Here is a 15,590-nt window from a genome sequence, read left to right as displayed (position 1 = left end):
CGCGAGGGCCGTGGCGGCCACCGGGAGTACGACCGTGACGGCGGCGGCGGCGGGCAGGAGGCGCCGCGTGCGGCGGGGCGGGCGGGAGGGGTCCATGGGGGCGGTGTCACGGGACATGGCGTAGCTCTGCTGCGGCAAAGGCGCCACGGGGGCCGGGGAGGTCCCCGGACCGGGTGCCGGAGTGCCGCCCTGAGGGGCGGCACCGATGCCCTGCGCCGGGGATCCGGCCTGGCCGGCGGTCTCGTGCCCGGAAGCGGCCCCGACCCACCAGGGCGCCGGCGTCTCGGCCTGCCCCGTGGGGTCCGCGGCGGGCACGGTGCCCTCCGTGGTCTGCGGCGCGGGGGCGGCCGGTTCGGCCGGTGCCGCAGGCACGTCGGGGACGGTCTCGGCCTGCCCGGCCGGTTCCGCCGCACCCCGCAGGGTCGTGGTGGGACGGTCCGCCCCGGGCTCGGCCCCGTCCGCCACCGCCTCCAGCAGCGCACGCGCCTCCCCGGCCGCCGGACGGGCCTCGGGCCGCTTGTCCAGCAGACGCTGAAGGACGGGGCCGAGGGGACCGGCGCGGTGGGATTCGGGAAGCGGTTCGCCGACGATCGCGGTGAGCGTGGAGAACGTCGACGTGCGGCGGAACGGCGAGGCCCCCTCGACGGCCGCGTACAGCGTGGCGCCGAGGGCCCACACGTCGGAGGCCGGTCCCGGGTCGGCGCCCTGGGCACGCTCGGGGGCCATGTAGTCCAGGGACCCGACGAGATGGCCGGTGCGGGTCAGGTTCGTGGCCGAGCCGTCGCCCGGGTCGTCCATGGTGGCGATGCCGAAGTCGGTGAGCAGGACGCGGCCGGAGCGGTCCAGGAGGATGTTGCCGGGCTTGACGTCCCGGTGCAGCACGCCGGCCTCGTGGGCTGCGGCCAGGGCGTCCATGACCTTGGCGCCGATGCCTGCCGCCTCGCGCGGGTCGAGGGTGCCCTGTCTGCGCAGCACCTGGTCCAGGGAGGGGCCCTCGACCAGTTCCATGACGATGAGCGGGCGCCCGTCGACCTCGGCCACGTCGTGCACGGCGACGACTCCGGGGTGGCGGACGCGGGCCGCGGCGCGGGCCTCGCGCTGCATCCGCAGCCGCAAATCGGCGAGTTCGGGGCCGTCCGCGTCGGTGTAGGTCCGCAGTTCCTTGACCGCGACCTCGCGGCCCAGGACCTCGTCGACGGCCCGCCAGACCACGCCCATACCGCCGCGACCGAGCTGGGACACGACCCGATAGCGCCCGGCCAGCAGGCGACCGGCCTCGCCCTGGCCCTTTTCGTTGGTCTCCCCCGAAGACACCGCTGCCCCGTTCCTGTGACACGTCAATGCGTGCGGTACAGACTACGGGGCAGGAGTGACAACTCCAGCCGGCGGTTGCGACTGTGACAGGGCCGCTACGTCTTCCGCCGGTTCGTGGCGACGTCGGCGCGGCGGTCAGTGCGGGGAGACGGTCAGATCGCCGCGTCGGGGTGCCGCGTAACCCTCCAGGTCGGCCCGGGTCAGGCCGGTCAGCCGGGCGACCTCGCCGATGTCGAGGGCGCCGCAGTCGAGACCGCGCAGCAGATAGCCGCTGAGCGCCTTGGCGGTGGCGGGCTCGTCCATGACGTCGCCGCCGGCCCGGTTGGCGTAGCGGGCGAGCCGTCCCGCGGCCTGTTCGAAGCCTTCGCGGTAGAAGGCGAACACGGCTGCGTACCGCGTGGGGATGTGCCCGGGGTGCATGTCCCAGCCCTGGTAGTAGGCGCGGGCCAGGGCCCGGCGGGTCAGGCCGTAGTGCAGGCGCCAGGCGTCGTGGACCTTCGCCGTCGGCCCGACCGGCAGGACGTTGGTGGAGCCGTCGGAGACCCGTACGCCGGTGCCCGCGGCGGCGACCTGCATGATCGCCTTGGCGTGGTCGGCGGCGGGGTGGTCACTGGCCTGGTGGGCGGCTGAGACTCCGAGGCAGGCGCTGTAGTCGAAGGTGCCGTAGTGCAGCCCGGTGGCGCGGCCCTCGGCGGCCTGGATCATGCGGGCGACCGCGGCGGTGCCGTCGGTGGCCAGGATGGACTGGCTGGTCTCGATCTGGATCTCGAAGCCGAGCCGCCCGGAGTCCAGTCCGTGCGCCTTCTCGAAGGCCTCCAGGAGCCGGACGAACGCGGTGACCTGCTCGGGGTACGTCACCTTCGGCAGGGTCAGCACCAGCCCCTCGGGCAGGCCGCCGGCCGCCATCAGGCCGGTCAGGAAGACGTCGAGGGTCCGGATGCCCCGGTCCCGCACGGCGGCCTCCATGCACTTCATGCGGATGCCCATGTACGGGGCCGCCGTCCCGTCCCGGTACGCCTCGGCGATCAGCCGGGCCGCGCGGGCCGCCGTCTCGTCCTCCTCGGCGTCCGGGCGCGGGCCGTAGCCGTCCTCGAAGTCGACCCGCAGGTCCTCGATCGGCTCGTGCTCCAGCTTGGCCCGCACGCGCGCGTACACGGGCTCCGCGAGGTCGTCGGACAGTCCGACGACGGCGGCGAAGGACGCGGCGTCCGGGGCGTGCTCGTCGAGGGCGGCGAGAGCCTGCTCTCCCCAGGTGCGGACGGTGTCGGCGGCGAAGACGTCACCGGGGACGTAGACGGTGTGCACGGGCTGGCGGGTGCCGGGGTCTCCGGGGTAGCGGCGCTCCAGTTCGGCGTCGACGGGCGCGAGGGAGGCACTGATCTCCTCGCTGACGGCTCCCGCGAGGCTCGTCGCCACCTGCTCCTGCTGGCCCTGACCCATCCCACGCCCTCCAGTTTTCCGCTCTGCGGAATCAACAATCCGTAGAGCGAAGTTATCCGCGAAGCTTCCCGACGGTCAACACCCCGTCCACAGCGTGAGCCGCCGCGTTCATGCAAGCAGCCGAGATCCCCTACGCCGTCTACCGCACTCCGGCTCGAACATTCATCCTGTCCCGTCGGGAGGGAATCAACATGTCGGACACCCACAGAATGACGCGTCGCATGGGCCTCAGAACCGCCGTGGCCGCCGCCGTCACCGTGCCGCTGATGGGCACGCTGCCGGCCTCCGCCGCCAAGCCGTACCGCCGCCGACTCGATGTCATGACGTTCAACCTGCGCTACGCGAGCACCTCCGAACCCAACAGCTGGGCCGCCCGCCGCCCGGTGATGCGCCGCCTGCTGCGCCGGGAGGCCCCCACCCTGCTGGGCACCCAGGAAGGCCTCTACCAGCAACTGCTCGACATCCACTCCGACCTGGGACCGCACTACGACTGGATCGGCACCGGCCGCGAGGGCGGCAGCCACGACGAGTCCACGGCGGTCTTCTACGACAACCGGCGCCTGGCCCCCGTCGAGCACGACACGCACTGGCTCTCCGACACGCCCGAGGTCATCGGCTCGAACACCTGGGGTGCCGCGCTCCCCCGGATCGTCACCTGGGTCCGCTTCCGCGACCGGGCCGTCGGCGGACGGGAGTTCTACGTCCTCAACACCCACTTCGACCACGTGGGCCAGTACGCGCGCGAGCGTTCCGCACAGTTCCTCGGCCGGCGGATCGCCGAGTTCGAGCAGGGGTTACCTGTCCTCGTGACCGGCGACTTCAACGCCACGGCCCACGACAACCGGGCGTACGACATCCTGCTCGCCACGGGACTGGTCGACACCTGGGACGCGGCCGCCGAACGCAGCAAGCTGTACGCCACCTTCCACGGCTACCAGCCCCTCACCCCCGACGGCGACCGCATCGACTGGATCCTCGCCACACCCGGCACGCGCGTGCACCGGGCCGGCATCAACACCTTCGCGGTGAACGGCCAGTTCCCGAGCGACCACCTGGCGGTGCAGGCCACGCTCACCCTGGGATGAGGCGAGGCCCCCGCGACCGCGTCGGCGGTCACGGAGGCCTCGTACGCCCGGGGCGGGATCAGCCCTTGCGGGTCTTGATCTCCTCGGTGAGGGCGGGGACGACGTCGAAGAGGTCGCCGACGACGCCGTAGTCGACGAGGTCGAAGATCGGGGCCTCGGCGTCCTTGTTGACCGCCACGATCGTCTTCGAGGTCTGCATGCCCGCGCGGTGCTGGATCGCGCCGGAGATGCCGTTGGCGATGTAGAGCTGCGGCGAGACGGACTTGCCGGTCTGGCCGACCTGGTTGGTGTGCGGGTACCAGCCCGCGTCCACCGCGGCACGCGAGGCGCCGACGGCCGCGCCGAGCGAGTCGGCGAGGGCCTCGATGATCGCGAAGTTCTCGGCGCCGTTGACACCGCGGCCGCCGGAGACCACGATCGCGGCCTCGGTCAGCTCCGGACGACCGGTCGACTCGCGCGGGGTGCGGCCGGTGACCTTGGTGCCGGTGGCCTGCGCGGAGAAGGTCACGCTCAGCTCCGACACGTCACCGGCGGCCGGGGCGGCCTCCACGGCGGCGGAGTTGGGCTTGACGGTGATGACCGGGGTGCCCTTGGAGACGCGGGACTTGGTGGTGAAGGAGGCGGCGAACACCGACTGGGTGGCCACCGGGCCCTCGTCGCCGGCCTCGAGGTCGACGGCGTCGGTGATGATGCCGGAGCCGATGCGCAGCGCCAGACGGGCGGCGATCTCCTTGCCCTCGGCGGAGGACGGGACCAGGACGGCGACCAGGGAGCCCGCGGCGGACACAGACTCCACGGCGGCCTGGAGGGCGTCGACCTTCGGTACGACCAGGTAGTCGGCGTACTCGGAGGCGTCGTGGGTGAGGACCTTGACGGCGCCGTGCTCGGCGAGCGCGGCGGCGGTGTCGGCGGCGCCGTTGCCGAGCGCGACGGCGACGGGCTCGCCGACGCGGCGGGCCAGGGTCAGCAGCTCCAGGGTGGGCTTGCGGACGGCACCGTCCACGTGGTCGACGTAGACGAGAACTTCAGCCATGGGAATGCTCTCCTGCGGATTGCGAAGGCTTAAGGGGCGGTAAGGGGGTTGAGCCTCAGCGGGCCAGAACCCTTAGATGAACTTCTGGCTCGCGAGGAACTCGGCGAGCTGCTTGCCGCCCTCGCCCTCGTCCTTGACGATCGTGCCGGCCGTGCGCGCCGGGCGCTCCGCGGCGGAGTCGACCGTGGTGTAGGAGCCCTCCAGACCGACCTGCCCGGCCTCCAGGTCCAGGTCCGACAGGTCCCAGGACTCCACCGGCTTCTTCTTGGCGGCCATGATGCCCTTGAAGGAGGGGTAACGCGCCTCGCCCGACTGGTCGGTGACCGAGACGACCGCCGGCAGGGAGGCCTCCAGCTGCTCCGAGGCGGCGTCGCCGTCGCGGCGGCCCTTGACGGTGCCGTCCTCGACCGAGACCTCGGAGAGCAGGGTGACCTGCGGGACGCCCAGGCGCTCGGCCAGCAGGGCCGGCACGACGCCCATGGTGCCGTCGGTGGAGGCCATGCCGGAGACGACCAGGTCGTAACCGGCCTTCTCGATCGCCTTGGCCAGGACCAGCGAGGTGCCGATCGCGTCGGTGCCGTGCAGGTCGTCGTCCTCGACATGGATGGCCTTGTCGGCGCCCATGGACAGCGCCTTGCGCAGCGCGTCCTTGGCGTCCTCGGGGCCGACGGTCAGGACCGTGACCTCGACGTCGTCGTCGGAGTTCTCGGAGATCTGCAGCGCCTGCTCGACCGCGTACTCGTCCAGCTCGGAGAGCAGACCGTCCACGTCGTCCCGGTCGACGGTCAGGTCATCGGCGAAGTGCCGGTCGCCGGTGGCGTCGGGCACGTACTTCACAGTGACAACGATCCTCAAGCTCACGCCGGCTCTCCTACTGCATCGTCATTTCTCGGCTGCCTCTTGCAGGCAGCATAGGCGCCCCAAGCGGCCGATCCCGGTCGGGGCGGGCTGTGCTCCGACCGCAATATTACTCACCAGTACATCCAGTTCCTGCCCGCTAAGCAAGCGCTTTGAACTGTGACCTTCGCAACGCAGCGTAATCGGAACTCGACGGCCCCGCACACCGGCGGAGGCGCCCTATGAGCCGGATCAGTCGCGCAGGCCGTTGAACCGGCCCTGGTGGTACAGCAGGGGCCGCCCGTCGCCCGCGGGGTCGCCGATCCGCACCTCGGCCAGCACGATGCGGTGATCACCGGCCGGCACGCGTGCGTGCACCCGGCACACCAGCCAGGCGAGCACGTCGTCGAGGACCGGGACGCCCTCGGGCCCCTCGCGCCAGGCGGTGGGCGCGCCGAAGCGGTCGGCGCCGCTGCGGGCGAAGGTGGCGGCCAGCTCCTCCTGGTGCTCGCCGAGTATGTGCACGCCCACGTGCTCGGCCCGGGATATCGCGGGCCAGCTGGAGGCGCCCGTGCCGATCCCGAAGGACAGCATGGGCGGCTCGGCGGAGACCGAGGCGAGGGAGGTGGCGGTGAAGCCGACCGGGCCGGCGTCACCGCTCGCGGTGATCACGGCGACCCCCGCGGCGTGCCGCCGGAAGACGGAGCGCAGGAGGTCGGGAGAGGCGAGCTGAGGGCTGCCGAGGGATGTGGCCGTCATGCGGTGTTCCTTCTGCGAGGCGTGTCGAGCCGGACCGTGGCTGCTCAACAGGCCGGACAGCGCGCGCTCGCGGTACGGGCGAGGTCGACGTGGACCCGCCCGAACAGAAGGAGTTCCGTGGGCATACGGTCAGGCTGACGATAGCTGCCGTGCACAGTCAAGTCGGTTCCGGCATGTGGGAGCCGGCTCACCGTGCGCCCTCCCGGTGTCAAACCGCCTCCCCGACCGCCGCGATGACATCCGCCTTGCGCGGCTGGCCGGCGGCGCGCCGGACGACCCTGCCCTCGGCGTCGAGGACCAGCACGGTCGGCGTCTTGAGGATGTCGAGCGCGCGGACCAGGTCGAGGTTCTTCTCGGCGTCGATCTCGACGTGGGTCACGCCGGGAACCATGGCGGCGACCTCACCGAGCACCCGCCGGGTCGCCCGGCAGGGCGCGCAGAACGCGCTGGAGAACTGCACGAGCGTGGCGCGCTCACCGAGGTCCTCCCCCAGCTCGGCCGCACCGAGCCTCTTGCCGTCGTCGCGCCCGCGCACCCGTACCCTCCCGCTCCGCCGCCGTTGAAGCAGCCCATAGGCGCTCGCCGTCACGAGCACCGCCACGCACACCACAAGTCCGGTCATCACCCGCATCAGCATTCATGAGACTGCAAAGATTCCCGCCTCCTCCAGGACTTCCCGTTGCGGAATGCTTGATTCATGGACATCGATGCAAGAGGGCCGCGTTTCGGCGCGGCTGTGACGACCGTCGTGCTGGCGGCCGTTCTGGTCACGGGCAGCGTCTGGCTGCTGGCCTGGCAGACGCTGGCGTTCGCGCTGGGCGCGGCGGGCGGGGTGGGCCGCTCCCCGTACGGAGTGCTGTTCCGCCGGGCGGTCCGGCCCCGGATCGGCCCGCCGACCGCGTTCGAGTCACCGCAACCGCCGCGCTTCGCGCAGGCGGTGGGCCTCGCCTTCGCGGCCCTCGGGCTCGTGGGATTCGGGATCGGGCCACAGTGGCTCGGGCTCGCCGCTACAGGCGCGGCGCTCGCGGCGGCGTTCCTCAACGCCACATTCGGGTACTGCCTGGGGTGCGAGATGTACCTGCTCGTACGGCGAGCAGCGGTACGCACGGAGTAAAGGCGGCGTAAAACCCCGAGGTGGATCACGGGACGGACGTGACGAGAATCTCTCCCCCAGTGGGCACCAGGGCTGGCTCCCCGGCCGTTCTTCGGGCACGATCTGCGAGATGCCGTAAACCTACGGCTGCGTAACTTAACGCCGGGAGTCGGCTCCCTGGCAGAGCAGGAAGGGCTCACCCCGCCCATGGCAGAGCTTGTCTACCGTCCCGTCGTCGGATTCGCCCAGGCGCTGTTCAAGGCCTGGGACCTCAAGATCGACTGCAAGGGGTCGGAGAACATCCCTCGCTCGGGCGGCGCCGTGCTGGTGAGCAACCACATCAGCTATCTGGACTTCGTCTTCAACGGCCTGGCCGCGCTCCCACAGAAGCGCCTGGTGCGTTTCATGGCGAAGGAGTCCGTCTTCCGCCACCGGATCTCGGGTCCGCTGATGCGCGGGATGAAGCACATCCCGGTCGACCGCAAGCAGGGCGAGACCGCGTACGCCCACGCCCTGGAGTCGCTGCGGTCCGGCGAGATCGTCGGGGTCTTCCCGGAGGCGACGATCTCGCAGTCCTTCACGCTCAAGAGCTTCAAGTCGGGTGCAGCGCGGATGGCCCAGGAGGCGGGCGTCCCCCTGATCCCGATGGCCGTCTGGGGCACGCAGCGCCTGTGGACCAAGGGGCACCCCCGCAACTTCAAGCGCAGCCACATCCCGATCACGATCCGGGTCGGGGAGGCGATCGAGGCGTCCCGGGACAAGTACGCGGGGGCGATCACCCGCCAGGTGCGCGAGCGGGTCAACGAACTCCTGGAAGCCGCCCAGCGCGCCTACCCCGTGCGCCCCAAGGGGCCCGACGACACGTGGTGGATGCCGGCGCATCTCGGGGGCTCGGCGCCTACTCCGGAGCAGGTGCGCGAGTCGGAGGCGCGGTAGTCACCTCGATCCGGGCTCCCGGACTGAACTTCTCCAACAGCTCGGCCAGTTCGGCGCCCGCCTTCTCCACGTCGGCGTACGGCATCGGGGCCATGCTCTCCAGCAGGAAGATCCCCGAGACCGTCTCCTCCGTGAGCCTCGTGCGCGGGCCCTGGCGCCAGTTCCAGCGACGGCAGGTCACCCCGGCGTCGTCGCACCAGACGACCTCGCCGGGGTCCGGGTGCTCGACGACCTCCTGGCCGCCGGCCGCGGTCACGAACTCCTCGTCGCCGGTGGCCCGCACGAGGCGCATCCCGCCCCGGACCCGGTCGAGGTCCTCGCCGCCGACGGGGACGAGGTGCGCGACGCTGATCGCGTTGTAGAGGTCGACCAGGAGGTTGATGCGGGGCAGGCCCGCGTCCGACAGGGCCCTCTTCGCCAGCGCCTCCGCCGAGTTGCGGGTGCGCGACGGCTTCGAGCCGAACGCCGTGTAGACCTCCCGCCAGGCCGCCATGTGCGGGTCCTCGTGCGGGGCACGCCCGTCCAGGCGTACGGCGAGACGGCGGGCCGCGTCGTCGAGCAGCGCCGAACCGGCGTCGGTGCTGGGTCCGTTGACGAGTCCGTGGGCCTCGACGGCGAGGTGCGCGAAGCCGGGCGCGAGGGCGCGCACCTCCTCGGACACGGTCAGGGAGAAGGTCATCGGTGCCTCAGAGTGCGGTGGGGAGCGTCTTCCAGAGGTGGGGCCGGTCGGGGGCGGCCTTGAGGACGCTCAGGACGGCCGGGTGCGGTTCAGCGTACAGGACCGGATGGTCCATCTCGTTGGACTCCGGTTCGGGCGTGAAGGCCAGCCGTTCACCGTCCAGGGAGAACTGGGCGTCCACACCGGGCTTGTTGCCCCGGGGGTCCTGGCGGTGCCAGGCGCCGTGGAAGCGGACGGCGACCAGGCCGTGGACCACACCCAGGTTCTGGTAGCAGAGGGCCGTCGGGATGTCCTCGGCGCGCAGCAGCGCGGCCAGCGCGTGCGCCTTGGCGTAGCAGATGCCGGTCCCCTGCTCCAGGACGTCGGAGGCCCGCCAGGTGACGCGGAGGTCGCCGGAGTCCTGGGAGTGCGGAATCGCGTCGCGGACGAACTCGAAGGCCAGCCGCGCATAGGCATACGAGTCGACCGCCTCTTCGGCGAGCCGTGCGGCCGTCTCCCGCACGACCGGATGGTCATGGTCGATGACCTCGTCGGCGGCCAAGTACGCGGAAAGGTCGGGGGTGTTCTGGATCAGCTCCATGCCCGCAGAGCTTAGGAATCCGATCACCCGGAGTCAATCAATTTACGGCCCTAGGTATATTTATGCGGCGCAATACCTGGAATGCGCTCCACCGGTGCTGAACGTGGTCACCTCCGCCACCGCCCGGCCCATCAGCTGGGCCCGTGCCCCTCGCCTACGGGGCGACGAACAACCGGCCGACCACCCGCCCCACAGAACAGGGGCCAGGTCGCCCTCGGCGGAGCGGGTGAGGCCGATGTTGCCCGCCACCCGCCCGCCCAGATCGGCGACCCAGTTGCCCAAAGCCGAAGGCCGCGTCAACCAATCATCGGGCCGGGCCGGCCAGTTCGCCGGGTAGCCGTCGTGGCGGTGCACCTTCGCCGGCACCCGCGCACACGCCCGCACGTCGTCATCCGTCCTCGGCCGCACCCGGCTCTGTGTCCTGTCCACCCAGGCGTGCGAGCACAGGTGGGCGGTCCGCGGCCCGGCGCGCGGCTAGCGGGCCATCTCCTCCTTCAGCGCCGCCACGAACATGTCCACGTCGTCCTCGGTGGTGTCGAAGGCGCACATCCAGCGGACCACACCCGCGGCCTCGTCCCAGAAGTAGAAGCGGAAGCGCTTCTGGAGGCGCTCGCTCACGTCGTGCGGGAGCTTGGCGAAGACGCCGTTGGCCTGGACCGGGTAGAGGATCTCGACGCCGTGGACGGCCCGCACGCCCTCGGCCAGGCGCTGGGCCATCTCGTTGGCGTGGCGGGCGTTGCGCAGCCACAGGTCCTTGGCCAGCAGCGCCTCCAACTGCACCGACACGAAACGCATCTTGGAGGCGAGCTGCATGGACAGCTTGCGCAGGTGCTTCATGTGGGAGACCGCGTCCTGGTTGATCACCACGACCGCCTCGCCGAACAGCGCGCCGTTCTTCGTCCCGCCGAGCGAGAGGATGTCGACGCCGACCGCGTTGGTGAACGTCCGCATGGGGACGTCGAGGGAGGCGGCCGCGTTGGCTATGCGGGAGCCGTCCAGGTGGACCTTCATCCCGTGCGCGTGGGCGTGGTCGCAGATCGCGCGGATCTCCTCGGGCGTGTAGAGCGTGCCGAGTTCCGTGGACTGGGTGATCGAGACGACCTGGGGCATCGCGCGGTGCTCGTCGTCCCAGCCGTACGCCTGCCGGTCGATCAGCTCGGGGGTGAGCTTGCCGTCGGGGGTGGGCACGGTGAGCAGCTTGAGGCCGCCCATCCGCTCGGGGGCGCCGCCCTCGTCCACGTTGATGTGCGCGCTCTCGGCGCAGATCACCGCGCCCCAGCGGTCGGTGACCGCCTGGAGCGCGACGACGTTGGCGCCGGTGCCGTTGAAGACCGGGAACGCCTCGGCCGTGGCACCGAAGTGGCTGCGGACGATCCTCTGGAGGTTCTCGGTGTAGTCGTCCTCGCCGTACGCGACCTGGTGCCCGCCGTTGGCCAGGGCCAGGGCGGCGAGCACCTCCGGGTGGGCCCCGGCGTAGTTGTCGCTGGCGAAACCGCGGACCTCCGGGTCGTGGTGGCGACGCGCGTCGGTCTTCGGGGGGTTCACGGCTTCTCGGTGAGCCACAGACGGTTTCCGTTCACTTCGGCGGCGGGCTTGTCCCAGACACCGGCGATCGCCTCGGCCAGGTCCTTGACGTCCGTGAAGCCCGCGAACTTCGCGTTGGGCCGCTCGGCGCGCATGGCCTCGTGCACCAGTGCCTTGACCACCAGGATGGCAGCCGCGGACCGCGGCCCGTCGGCGCCCCCGGCCTTGCGGAAGGCGTCGGCGAGAGCGAGCGTCCAGGCCTCGGCGGCGGCCTTGGCGGCGGCGTACGAGGCGTTGCCCGCGGTGGGCTTCGTCGCACCGGCGGCGCTGATCAGGACGTAGCGGCCGCGGTCGCTGCGCTGGAGCCCCTCGTAGAACGCGAGGGAGGTGTGCTGCACGGTGCGGACGAGCAGGAGTTCCAGGAAGTCCCAGTCGTCCAGGCTCGACTTGATGAAGGTCTCGCTGCCGCGCCAGCCGCCGACGAGGTGGACCAGGCCGTCGACCCGGCCGAAGTCCTTCTCGATGTGCGTGGCCCAGTCGCGGGTGGAGTCCAGGTCCAGCAGGTCGACCGGTTCGCCGGTCACGGTGGCGCCGCCGGAGGCGTAGCGTGCCGCGTCCACGGCTTCCGCGAGCCGCTCCGGGTCGTTGTCCGCGCCGACGACGGTCGCGCCCGCCTCGGCCAGCCGCAGCAGTGCCGCGCGGCCCGCGGGACCGCCCGCGCCGGCCACCGCGATCACCGCACCGCTGAGAGCTCCGTTCCCCACCATGTTCTTCGCCTCCTGTGCAGCCGCCGCGACGGCCTGTGCAGTGTTCCCGGTGCCGCGCTCGCTCACGCGGCGACCCGCTCGGCGTTCTCCGCCGTGATGCCCCGGGTCGAGGCGATCACATGGCGAAGCTTCTTGGAGAGGGCCTCATAGAACATGCTCAGCGGAAACTCGTCCGGAAGCACGTCATCGACGAGTTTCCGGGGCGGCTGGGACAGGTCGAGGGCGTCGGGACCCTTGGCCCACTTGGAGCCGGGGTGCGGGGCGAGGTAGGTGGAGACGAGCTCGTAGCCGGCGAACCAGTGGACGAGCTTCGGACGGTCGATGCCGTCGCGGTAGAGCTGCTCGATGTCGGCGCAGAGCTGGTTGGTGACCTGCGGGGCGCGCTGCCAGTCGATGAACAGCTTGTTGTCGGTCCAGCGGACGACGTCGTGCTTGTGCAGGTAGGCGAAGAGGAGCTGACCGCCGAGGCCGTCGTAGTTGCGCACCCGCTCGCCGGTGACGGGGAAGCGGAACATGCGGTCGAAGAGGACCGCGTACTGCACGTCACGGGCCTGCGGGACGCCGTCCTCCTGGAGCTTCACGGCCTCCTTGAAGGCGGTGAGGTCGCAGCGCAGCTCTTCGAGGCCGTACATCCAGAACGGCTGGCGCTGCTTGATCATGAACGGGTCGAAGGGCAGGTCGCCGTGGCTGTGGGTGCGGTCGTGGACCATGTCCCACAGGACGAAGGCCTCCTCGCAGCGCTTCTGGTCGTGGACCATCGCGGCGATGTCCTCGGGCAGCTCCAGGCCCAGGATGTCGACGGCGGCGTCGGTGACCCGGCGGAAGCGGGCGGCCTCGCGGTCGCAGAAGATGCCACCCCAGGAGAATCGTTCCGGCGCCTCGCGCACGGCGATGGTCTCGGGGAAGAGGACGGCCGAGTTGGTGTCGTAGCCGGCCGTGAAGTCCTCGAACTTGATGCCGCAGAACAGCGGGTTGTCGTAGCGGGTGCGCTCCAGTTCGGCCAGCCACTCGGGCCAGACCATGCGCAGCACGACCGCCTCCAGGTTGCGGTCGGGGTTGCCGTTCTGCGTGTACATGGGGAAGACGACCAGGTGCTGGAGGCCGTCCGCGCGGTTCGCGGCGGGCTGGAAGGCCAGCAGGGAATCGAGGAAGTCGGGCACCTCGAAGCCGCCCTCGGACCAGCGCCTGAGGTCCTTGGCCAGGGCGGCGTGGTAGTCGGCGTCGTGCGGCAGCAGCGGCGACAGCTCCTGGACGGCCTCGACGACACGCCGTACGGCGGCCTCGGCGTCGGCACGCTCGGGGGCGCCCTCGGCCTCGAAGTCGATCGACCCGTCCTTGGACTGCCACGGCCGGATCTGCTCCACGGCATCCTTGAGCACCGGCCATGCCGGGTGCTCCACCACCCTGGTCACGGGAGGAACCTGGTCCCCCGAAGCCGCCTGCACAAGAATTTCCGTCATGTCCCATCCTCCACGGGAGAACCTCGCGTATGGAGACCGTATACATACGGGCTTCCGTCCAGCAAGAGCGGTCACGGGAAGTTATCCTGCACACCCCAATGGTCACCGAACTTTTTCCTGTCGCGTGCCTTGAACACCGCGATTCCGGGTATCAGTTCTCGCTCCCCCATACGTCACCGCGATCCCTCGCGTACGCACGGGTCCATCACACGGCGTAGCCGTTAGGCTGCGGCTCTGCACCGAGCCGCCGTCGACGGAAGCGAGTTGAACCTTGAACTTCCTTACCATCGGTCATCGCGGAGTCATGGGTACCGAACCCGAGAACACCCTCCGTTCCTTCGTCGCCGCCCAGCAGGCCGGCCTCGACGTCATCGAACTCGATCTGCATCTGAGCAAGGACGGCGCCCTCGTCGTCATGCACGACACCGACGTGGACCGCACGACCGACGGAACCGGCCCGATCGCCGAGAAGACCCTCACCGAACTGCGCGCCCTGGACGCGGGCCGCGGGGAACGCGTTCCGACCTTCGAGGAGGTCCTCGACGCGGTGCGCTCCCCGCTCCAGGCCGAGATCAAGGACATCGCGGCGGCCCGGGCGCTGGCCGAGGTCATGCTCCGGCGGGATCTGGTCTCCCGGGTCGAGGTGTCCTCGTTCCACGACGAGGCGATCGCCGAGATCGGCCGCCTGGTGCCCGGCGTACGGACCGCGCTGATCGGCAGCCGGTTCGGCCCCGACATCGTGGAGCGCGCCGTCGAGGCCGGTGCGGGGACGGTGTGTCTGAACATCCGCCGGCTGACCCTGGAGGTCGTCGAGGCGGCCCGCAAGGCGGACCTGAAGATCATCGGCTGGGTGGTGAACACCCAGGACCATCTGCGGCTGGTGCGCGCCCTGGAACTGGACGGCGCGACGACCGACTACCCGGAGATCAAGCGCACCGGCCGCTTCACCGCGTGAGCCGCGCCCCTCGCGAAAGGCACGGCAGGAACGTCACACCAGCGGCTTGACCAGCAGCTCGAACTGAAGGTCGTCCCGCTGCGGCACACCGAAGCGCTCGTCGCCGTACGGGAAGGGCGTCATCCGTCCCGTACGGCGGTAGCCGCGCCGTTCGTACCAGGCGATGAGGTCGTCGCGCACCGAGATCACGGTCATGTGCATCTCCGTGACGCCCCAGGTCTCCCGGGCGATCCGCTCCGCCTCCGCGATGATCACCTTGCCGAGGCCGCCGCCCTGGAGGGTGGGGCTGACCGCGAACATCCCGAAGTAGGCGTGGGTGCCCCGGTGTTCGAGCTGGCAGCACGCGACGACGCGCCCCTCGCGCTCCACCGTCAGCAGCTTGCTGTCGGGCGCCTTGATGACCGCGAGCACACCCTCCGGGTCCGTCCGCTGCCCCTCCAGGATGTCCGCCTCGGTCGTCCACCCGGCCCGGCTGTCGTCCCCGCGGTACGCCGACTCGACCAGCGCGACCAGCGTGTCCACGTCGGCGTCGGTGGCGTCACGGAAGGTGAGGCCGGCGGTGGTCTCCATGGGGCGCATCTCCACTTCAGGGGCACGACTCGGGCAGGGTCGAGAGTAACGCCCCCGATAGGCTCGCCCGCATGGTGCACGTACTGAGCAGCCGCGTCCTGCTGCGGCCCACGGACCCGGAGCGTTCCCGGGTCTTCTACGGCGACCGGCTCGGCCTGGCGGTGTACCGCGAGTTCGGCACGGGGCCGGAGCGGGGCACCGTCTACTTCCTCGGCGGCGGGTTCCTGGAGCTGTCGGGGCGCTCCGAGGCTCCCCCGGCCGCGGACGTCCGGCTGTGGCTCCAGGTCCCCGACGTGAGCGCGGCACACGAGGAACTGCTCGCCAAGGGGGTCGAGATCGTGCGGCCGCCGGTGCAGGAGCCGTGGGGGCTGGTCGAGATGTGGGTGGCGGACCCGGACGGCACACCGATCGTGCTGGTGGAGGTGCCGGCCGACCATCCGATCCGGTACCGGCCCGGCATCTGACGGCACCCCGCGCGACGCCGCACGGTACCGGCCCGGCATCCGACCCCACCCCGCCCGACGCCGCACGGTACCGGCCCGGCATCTGACGGCACCC

The 15,590-nt window shown here is 71.1% G+C and carries 17 protein-coding genes; 5 read left to right on the top strand and 12 right to left on the bottom strand.

Annotation, left to right across the window (positions count from 1 at the left end; all coding sequences use genetic code 11):
* On the bottom strand, nt 1–1,314 hold a 1,314-nt coding region (locus tag AOJ26_RS16830), incomplete at its 3' end, for a serine/threonine-protein kinase (protein ID WP_053849114.1).
* A 135-nt stretch (nt 1,315–1,449) separates the two neighbouring features.
* Nucleotides 1,450–2,754 (bottom strand): DUF6986 family protein, encoded by a 1,305-nt coding sequence (locus AOJ26_RS16825; RefSeq protein WP_053849113.1) that lies wholly within the window; start codon nt 2,752–2,754, stop codon nt 1,450–1,452.
* 221 nt (nt 2,755–2,975) lie between these two features.
* On the opposite strand from AOJ26_RS16825, the gene AOJ26_RS16820 reads away from it, so the two are divergent.
* Nucleotides 2,976–3,839 (top strand): endonuclease/exonuclease/phosphatase family protein, encoded by an 864-nt coding sequence (locus AOJ26_RS16820; protein WP_373413142.1) that lies wholly within the window; start codon nt 2,976–2,978, stop codon nt 3,837–3,839.
* Nucleotides 3,840–3,897: 58 nt separating this feature from the next.
* Here the strand turns inward: AOJ26_RS16820 and AOJ26_RS16815 are convergent, their stop codons facing one another.
* The 4 genes from AOJ26_RS16815 to AOJ26_RS16800 form a co-directional block, all read right to left on the bottom strand.
* Complete coding sequence (locus AOJ26_RS16815; protein ID WP_053849111.1) at nt 3,898–4,872, bottom strand: electron transfer flavoprotein subunit alpha/FixB family protein; 975 nt, start codon at nt 4,870–4,872, stop codon at nt 3,898–3,900.
* A 72-nt stretch (nt 4,873–4,944) separates the two neighbouring features.
* Nucleotides 4,945–5,733, bottom strand: coding sequence for an electron transfer flavoprotein subunit beta/FixA family protein (locus AOJ26_RS16810; RefSeq protein WP_053849110.1), 789 nt, complete (start codon nt 5,731–5,733; stop codon nt 4,945–4,947).
* Nucleotides 5,734–5,961: 228 nt separating this feature from the next.
* On the bottom strand, nt 5,962–6,468 hold the full coding sequence (locus AOJ26_RS16805) for a flavin reductase family protein (RefSeq protein WP_053849109.1): 507 nt from the start codon (nt 6,466–6,468) through the stop codon (nt 5,962–5,964).
* Nucleotides 6,469–6,676: 208 nt separating this feature from the next.
* Nucleotides 6,677–7,090 (bottom strand): TlpA family protein disulfide reductase, encoded by a 414-nt coding sequence (locus tag AOJ26_RS16800; RefSeq protein WP_053849116.1) that lies wholly within the window; start codon nt 7,088–7,090, stop codon nt 6,677–6,679.
* Nucleotides 7,091–7,165: 75 nt separating this feature from the next.
* Here AOJ26_RS16800 and AOJ26_RS16795 point away from each other — a divergent pair, with 75 nt between their 5' ends.
* Both AOJ26_RS16795 and AOJ26_RS16790 read left to right on the top strand, forming a co-directional pair.
* Nucleotides 7,166–7,582 (top strand): DUF4395 domain-containing protein, encoded by a 417-nt coding sequence (locus AOJ26_RS16795; protein WP_053849108.1) that lies wholly within the window; start codon nt 7,166–7,168, stop codon nt 7,580–7,582.
* A gap of 186 nt (nt 7,583–7,768) precedes the next feature.
* Nucleotides 7,769–8,497, top strand: coding sequence for a lysophospholipid acyltransferase family protein (locus tag AOJ26_RS16790; protein ID WP_053849107.1), 729 nt, complete (start codon nt 7,769–7,771; stop codon nt 8,495–8,497).
* Here the strand turns inward: AOJ26_RS16790 and AOJ26_RS16785 are convergent.
* The 5 genes from AOJ26_RS16785 to AOJ26_RS16765 all read right to left on the bottom strand — a co-directional run bounded on the left by AOJ26_RS16785 (nt 8,460) and on the right by AOJ26_RS16765 (nt 13,507).
* A complete protein-coding gene (locus tag AOJ26_RS16785) occupies nt 8,460–9,176 on the bottom strand; it encodes a B3/4 domain-containing protein (RefSeq protein WP_053849106.1) in 717 nt (238 codons plus the stop codon). The genes AOJ26_RS16790 and AOJ26_RS16785 overlap by 38 nt on opposite strands.
* Before the next feature lie 7 nt (nt 9,177–9,183).
* A complete protein-coding gene (locus tag AOJ26_RS16780) occupies nt 9,184–9,756 on the bottom strand; it encodes a transglutaminase domain-containing protein (RefSeq protein WP_053849105.1) in 573 nt (190 codons plus the stop codon).
* Nucleotides 9,757–10,230: 474 nt separating this feature from the next.
* A complete protein-coding gene (locus AOJ26_RS16775) occupies nt 10,231–11,301 on the bottom strand; it encodes a threonine aldolase family protein (RefSeq protein ID WP_053849104.1) in 1,071 nt (356 codons plus the stop codon).
* Nucleotides 11,298–12,047, bottom strand: coding sequence for an SDR family oxidoreductase (locus AOJ26_RS16770; protein WP_053849115.1), 750 nt, complete (start codon nt 12,045–12,047; stop codon nt 11,298–11,300). The genes AOJ26_RS16775 and AOJ26_RS16770 overlap by 4 nt, the downstream gene beginning before the upstream one ends.
* Nucleotides 12,048–12,109: 62 nt before the next feature.
* Nucleotides 12,110–13,507, bottom strand: coding sequence for a DUF6421 family protein (locus AOJ26_RS16765; protein ID WP_053849103.1), 1,398 nt, complete (start codon nt 13,505–13,507; stop codon nt 12,110–12,112).
* A gap of 271 nt (nt 13,508–13,778) precedes the next feature.
* Between AOJ26_RS16765 and AOJ26_RS16760 the strand changes: the two genes are divergently transcribed.
* A complete protein-coding gene (locus AOJ26_RS16760; protein ID WP_053849102.1) occupies nt 13,779–14,462 on the top strand; it encodes a glycerophosphodiester phosphodiesterase in 684 nt (227 codons plus the stop codon).
* Nucleotides 14,463–14,495: 33 nt separating this feature from the next.
* Here the strand turns inward: AOJ26_RS16760 and AOJ26_RS16755 are convergent, their stop codons facing one another.
* Nucleotides 14,496–15,032, bottom strand: a complete 537-nt coding sequence (locus AOJ26_RS16755; RefSeq protein WP_053849101.1) for a GNAT family N-acetyltransferase — start codon at nt 15,030–15,032, stop codon at nt 14,496–14,498.
* A 71-nt stretch (nt 15,033–15,103) separates the two neighbouring features.
* On the opposite strand from AOJ26_RS16755, the gene AOJ26_RS16750 reads away from it, so the two are divergent.
* Entirely contained in the window at nt 15,104–15,496 is a 393-nt protein-coding gene (locus AOJ26_RS16750) for a VOC family protein (RefSeq protein WP_053849100.1), read from the top strand.
* The last annotated feature ends 94 nt before the right edge of the window (nt 15,497–15,590 follow it).

This window comes from Streptomyces sp. NRRL B-24085, from assembly GCF_001282115.1.
Lineage (GTDB): Bacteria > Actinomycetota > Actinomycetes > Streptomycetales > Streptomycetaceae > Streptomyces.
This window is presented reverse-complemented; position numbering and strand designations above follow the sequence as displayed.

Excerpts from the sequence above, each read along its gene's own strand:
- AOJ26_RS16825 (WP_053849113.1), bottom strand. The coding sequence starts at position 2,754 with ATGGGTCAGGGCCAGCAGGAGCAGGTGGCGACGAGCCTCGCGGGAGCC.
- AOJ26_RS16820 (WP_373413142.1), top strand. The coding sequence starts at position 2,976 with ATGGGCCTCAGAACCGCCGTGGCCGCCGCCGTCACCGTGCCGCTGATG.
- AOJ26_RS16815 (WP_053849111.1), bottom strand. The coding sequence starts at position 4,872 with ATGGCTGAAGTTCTCGTCTACGTCGACCACGTGGACGGTGCCGTCCGC.
- AOJ26_RS16805 (WP_053849109.1), bottom strand. The coding sequence starts at position 6,468 with ATGACGGCCACATCCCTCGGCAGCCCTCAGCTCGCCTCTCCCGACCTC.
- AOJ26_RS16800 (WP_053849116.1), bottom strand. The coding sequence starts at position 7,090 with ATGACCGGACTTGTGGTGTGCGTGGCGGTGCTCGTGACGGCGAGCGCC.
- AOJ26_RS16795 (WP_053849108.1), top strand. The coding sequence starts at position 7,166 with ATGGACATCGATGCAAGAGGGCCGCGTTTCGGCGCGGCTGTGACGACC.
- AOJ26_RS16790 (WP_053849107.1), top strand. The coding sequence starts at position 7,769 with ATGGCAGAGCTTGTCTACCGTCCCGTCGTCGGATTCGCCCAGGCGCTG.
- AOJ26_RS16785 (WP_053849106.1), bottom strand. The coding sequence starts at position 9,176 with ATGACCTTCTCCCTGACCGTGTCCGAGGAGGTGCGCGCCCTCGCGCCC.
- AOJ26_RS16780 (WP_053849105.1), bottom strand. The coding sequence starts at position 9,756 with ATGGAGCTGATCCAGAACACCCCCGACCTTTCCGCGTACTTGGCCGCC.
- AOJ26_RS16770 (WP_053849115.1), bottom strand. The coding sequence starts at position 12,047 with ATGGTGGGGAACGGAGCTCTCAGCGGTGCGGTGATCGCGGTGGCCGGC.
- AOJ26_RS16765 (WP_053849103.1), bottom strand. The coding sequence starts at position 13,507 with ATGACGGAAATTCTTGTGCAGGCGGCTTCGGGGGACCAGGTTCCTCCC.
- AOJ26_RS16755 (WP_053849101.1), bottom strand. The coding sequence starts at position 15,032 with ATGGAGACCACCGCCGGCCTCACCTTCCGTGACGCCACCGACGCCGAC.
- AOJ26_RS16750 (WP_053849100.1), top strand. The coding sequence starts at position 15,104 with ATGGTGCACGTACTGAGCAGCCGCGTCCTGCTGCGGCCCACGGACCCG.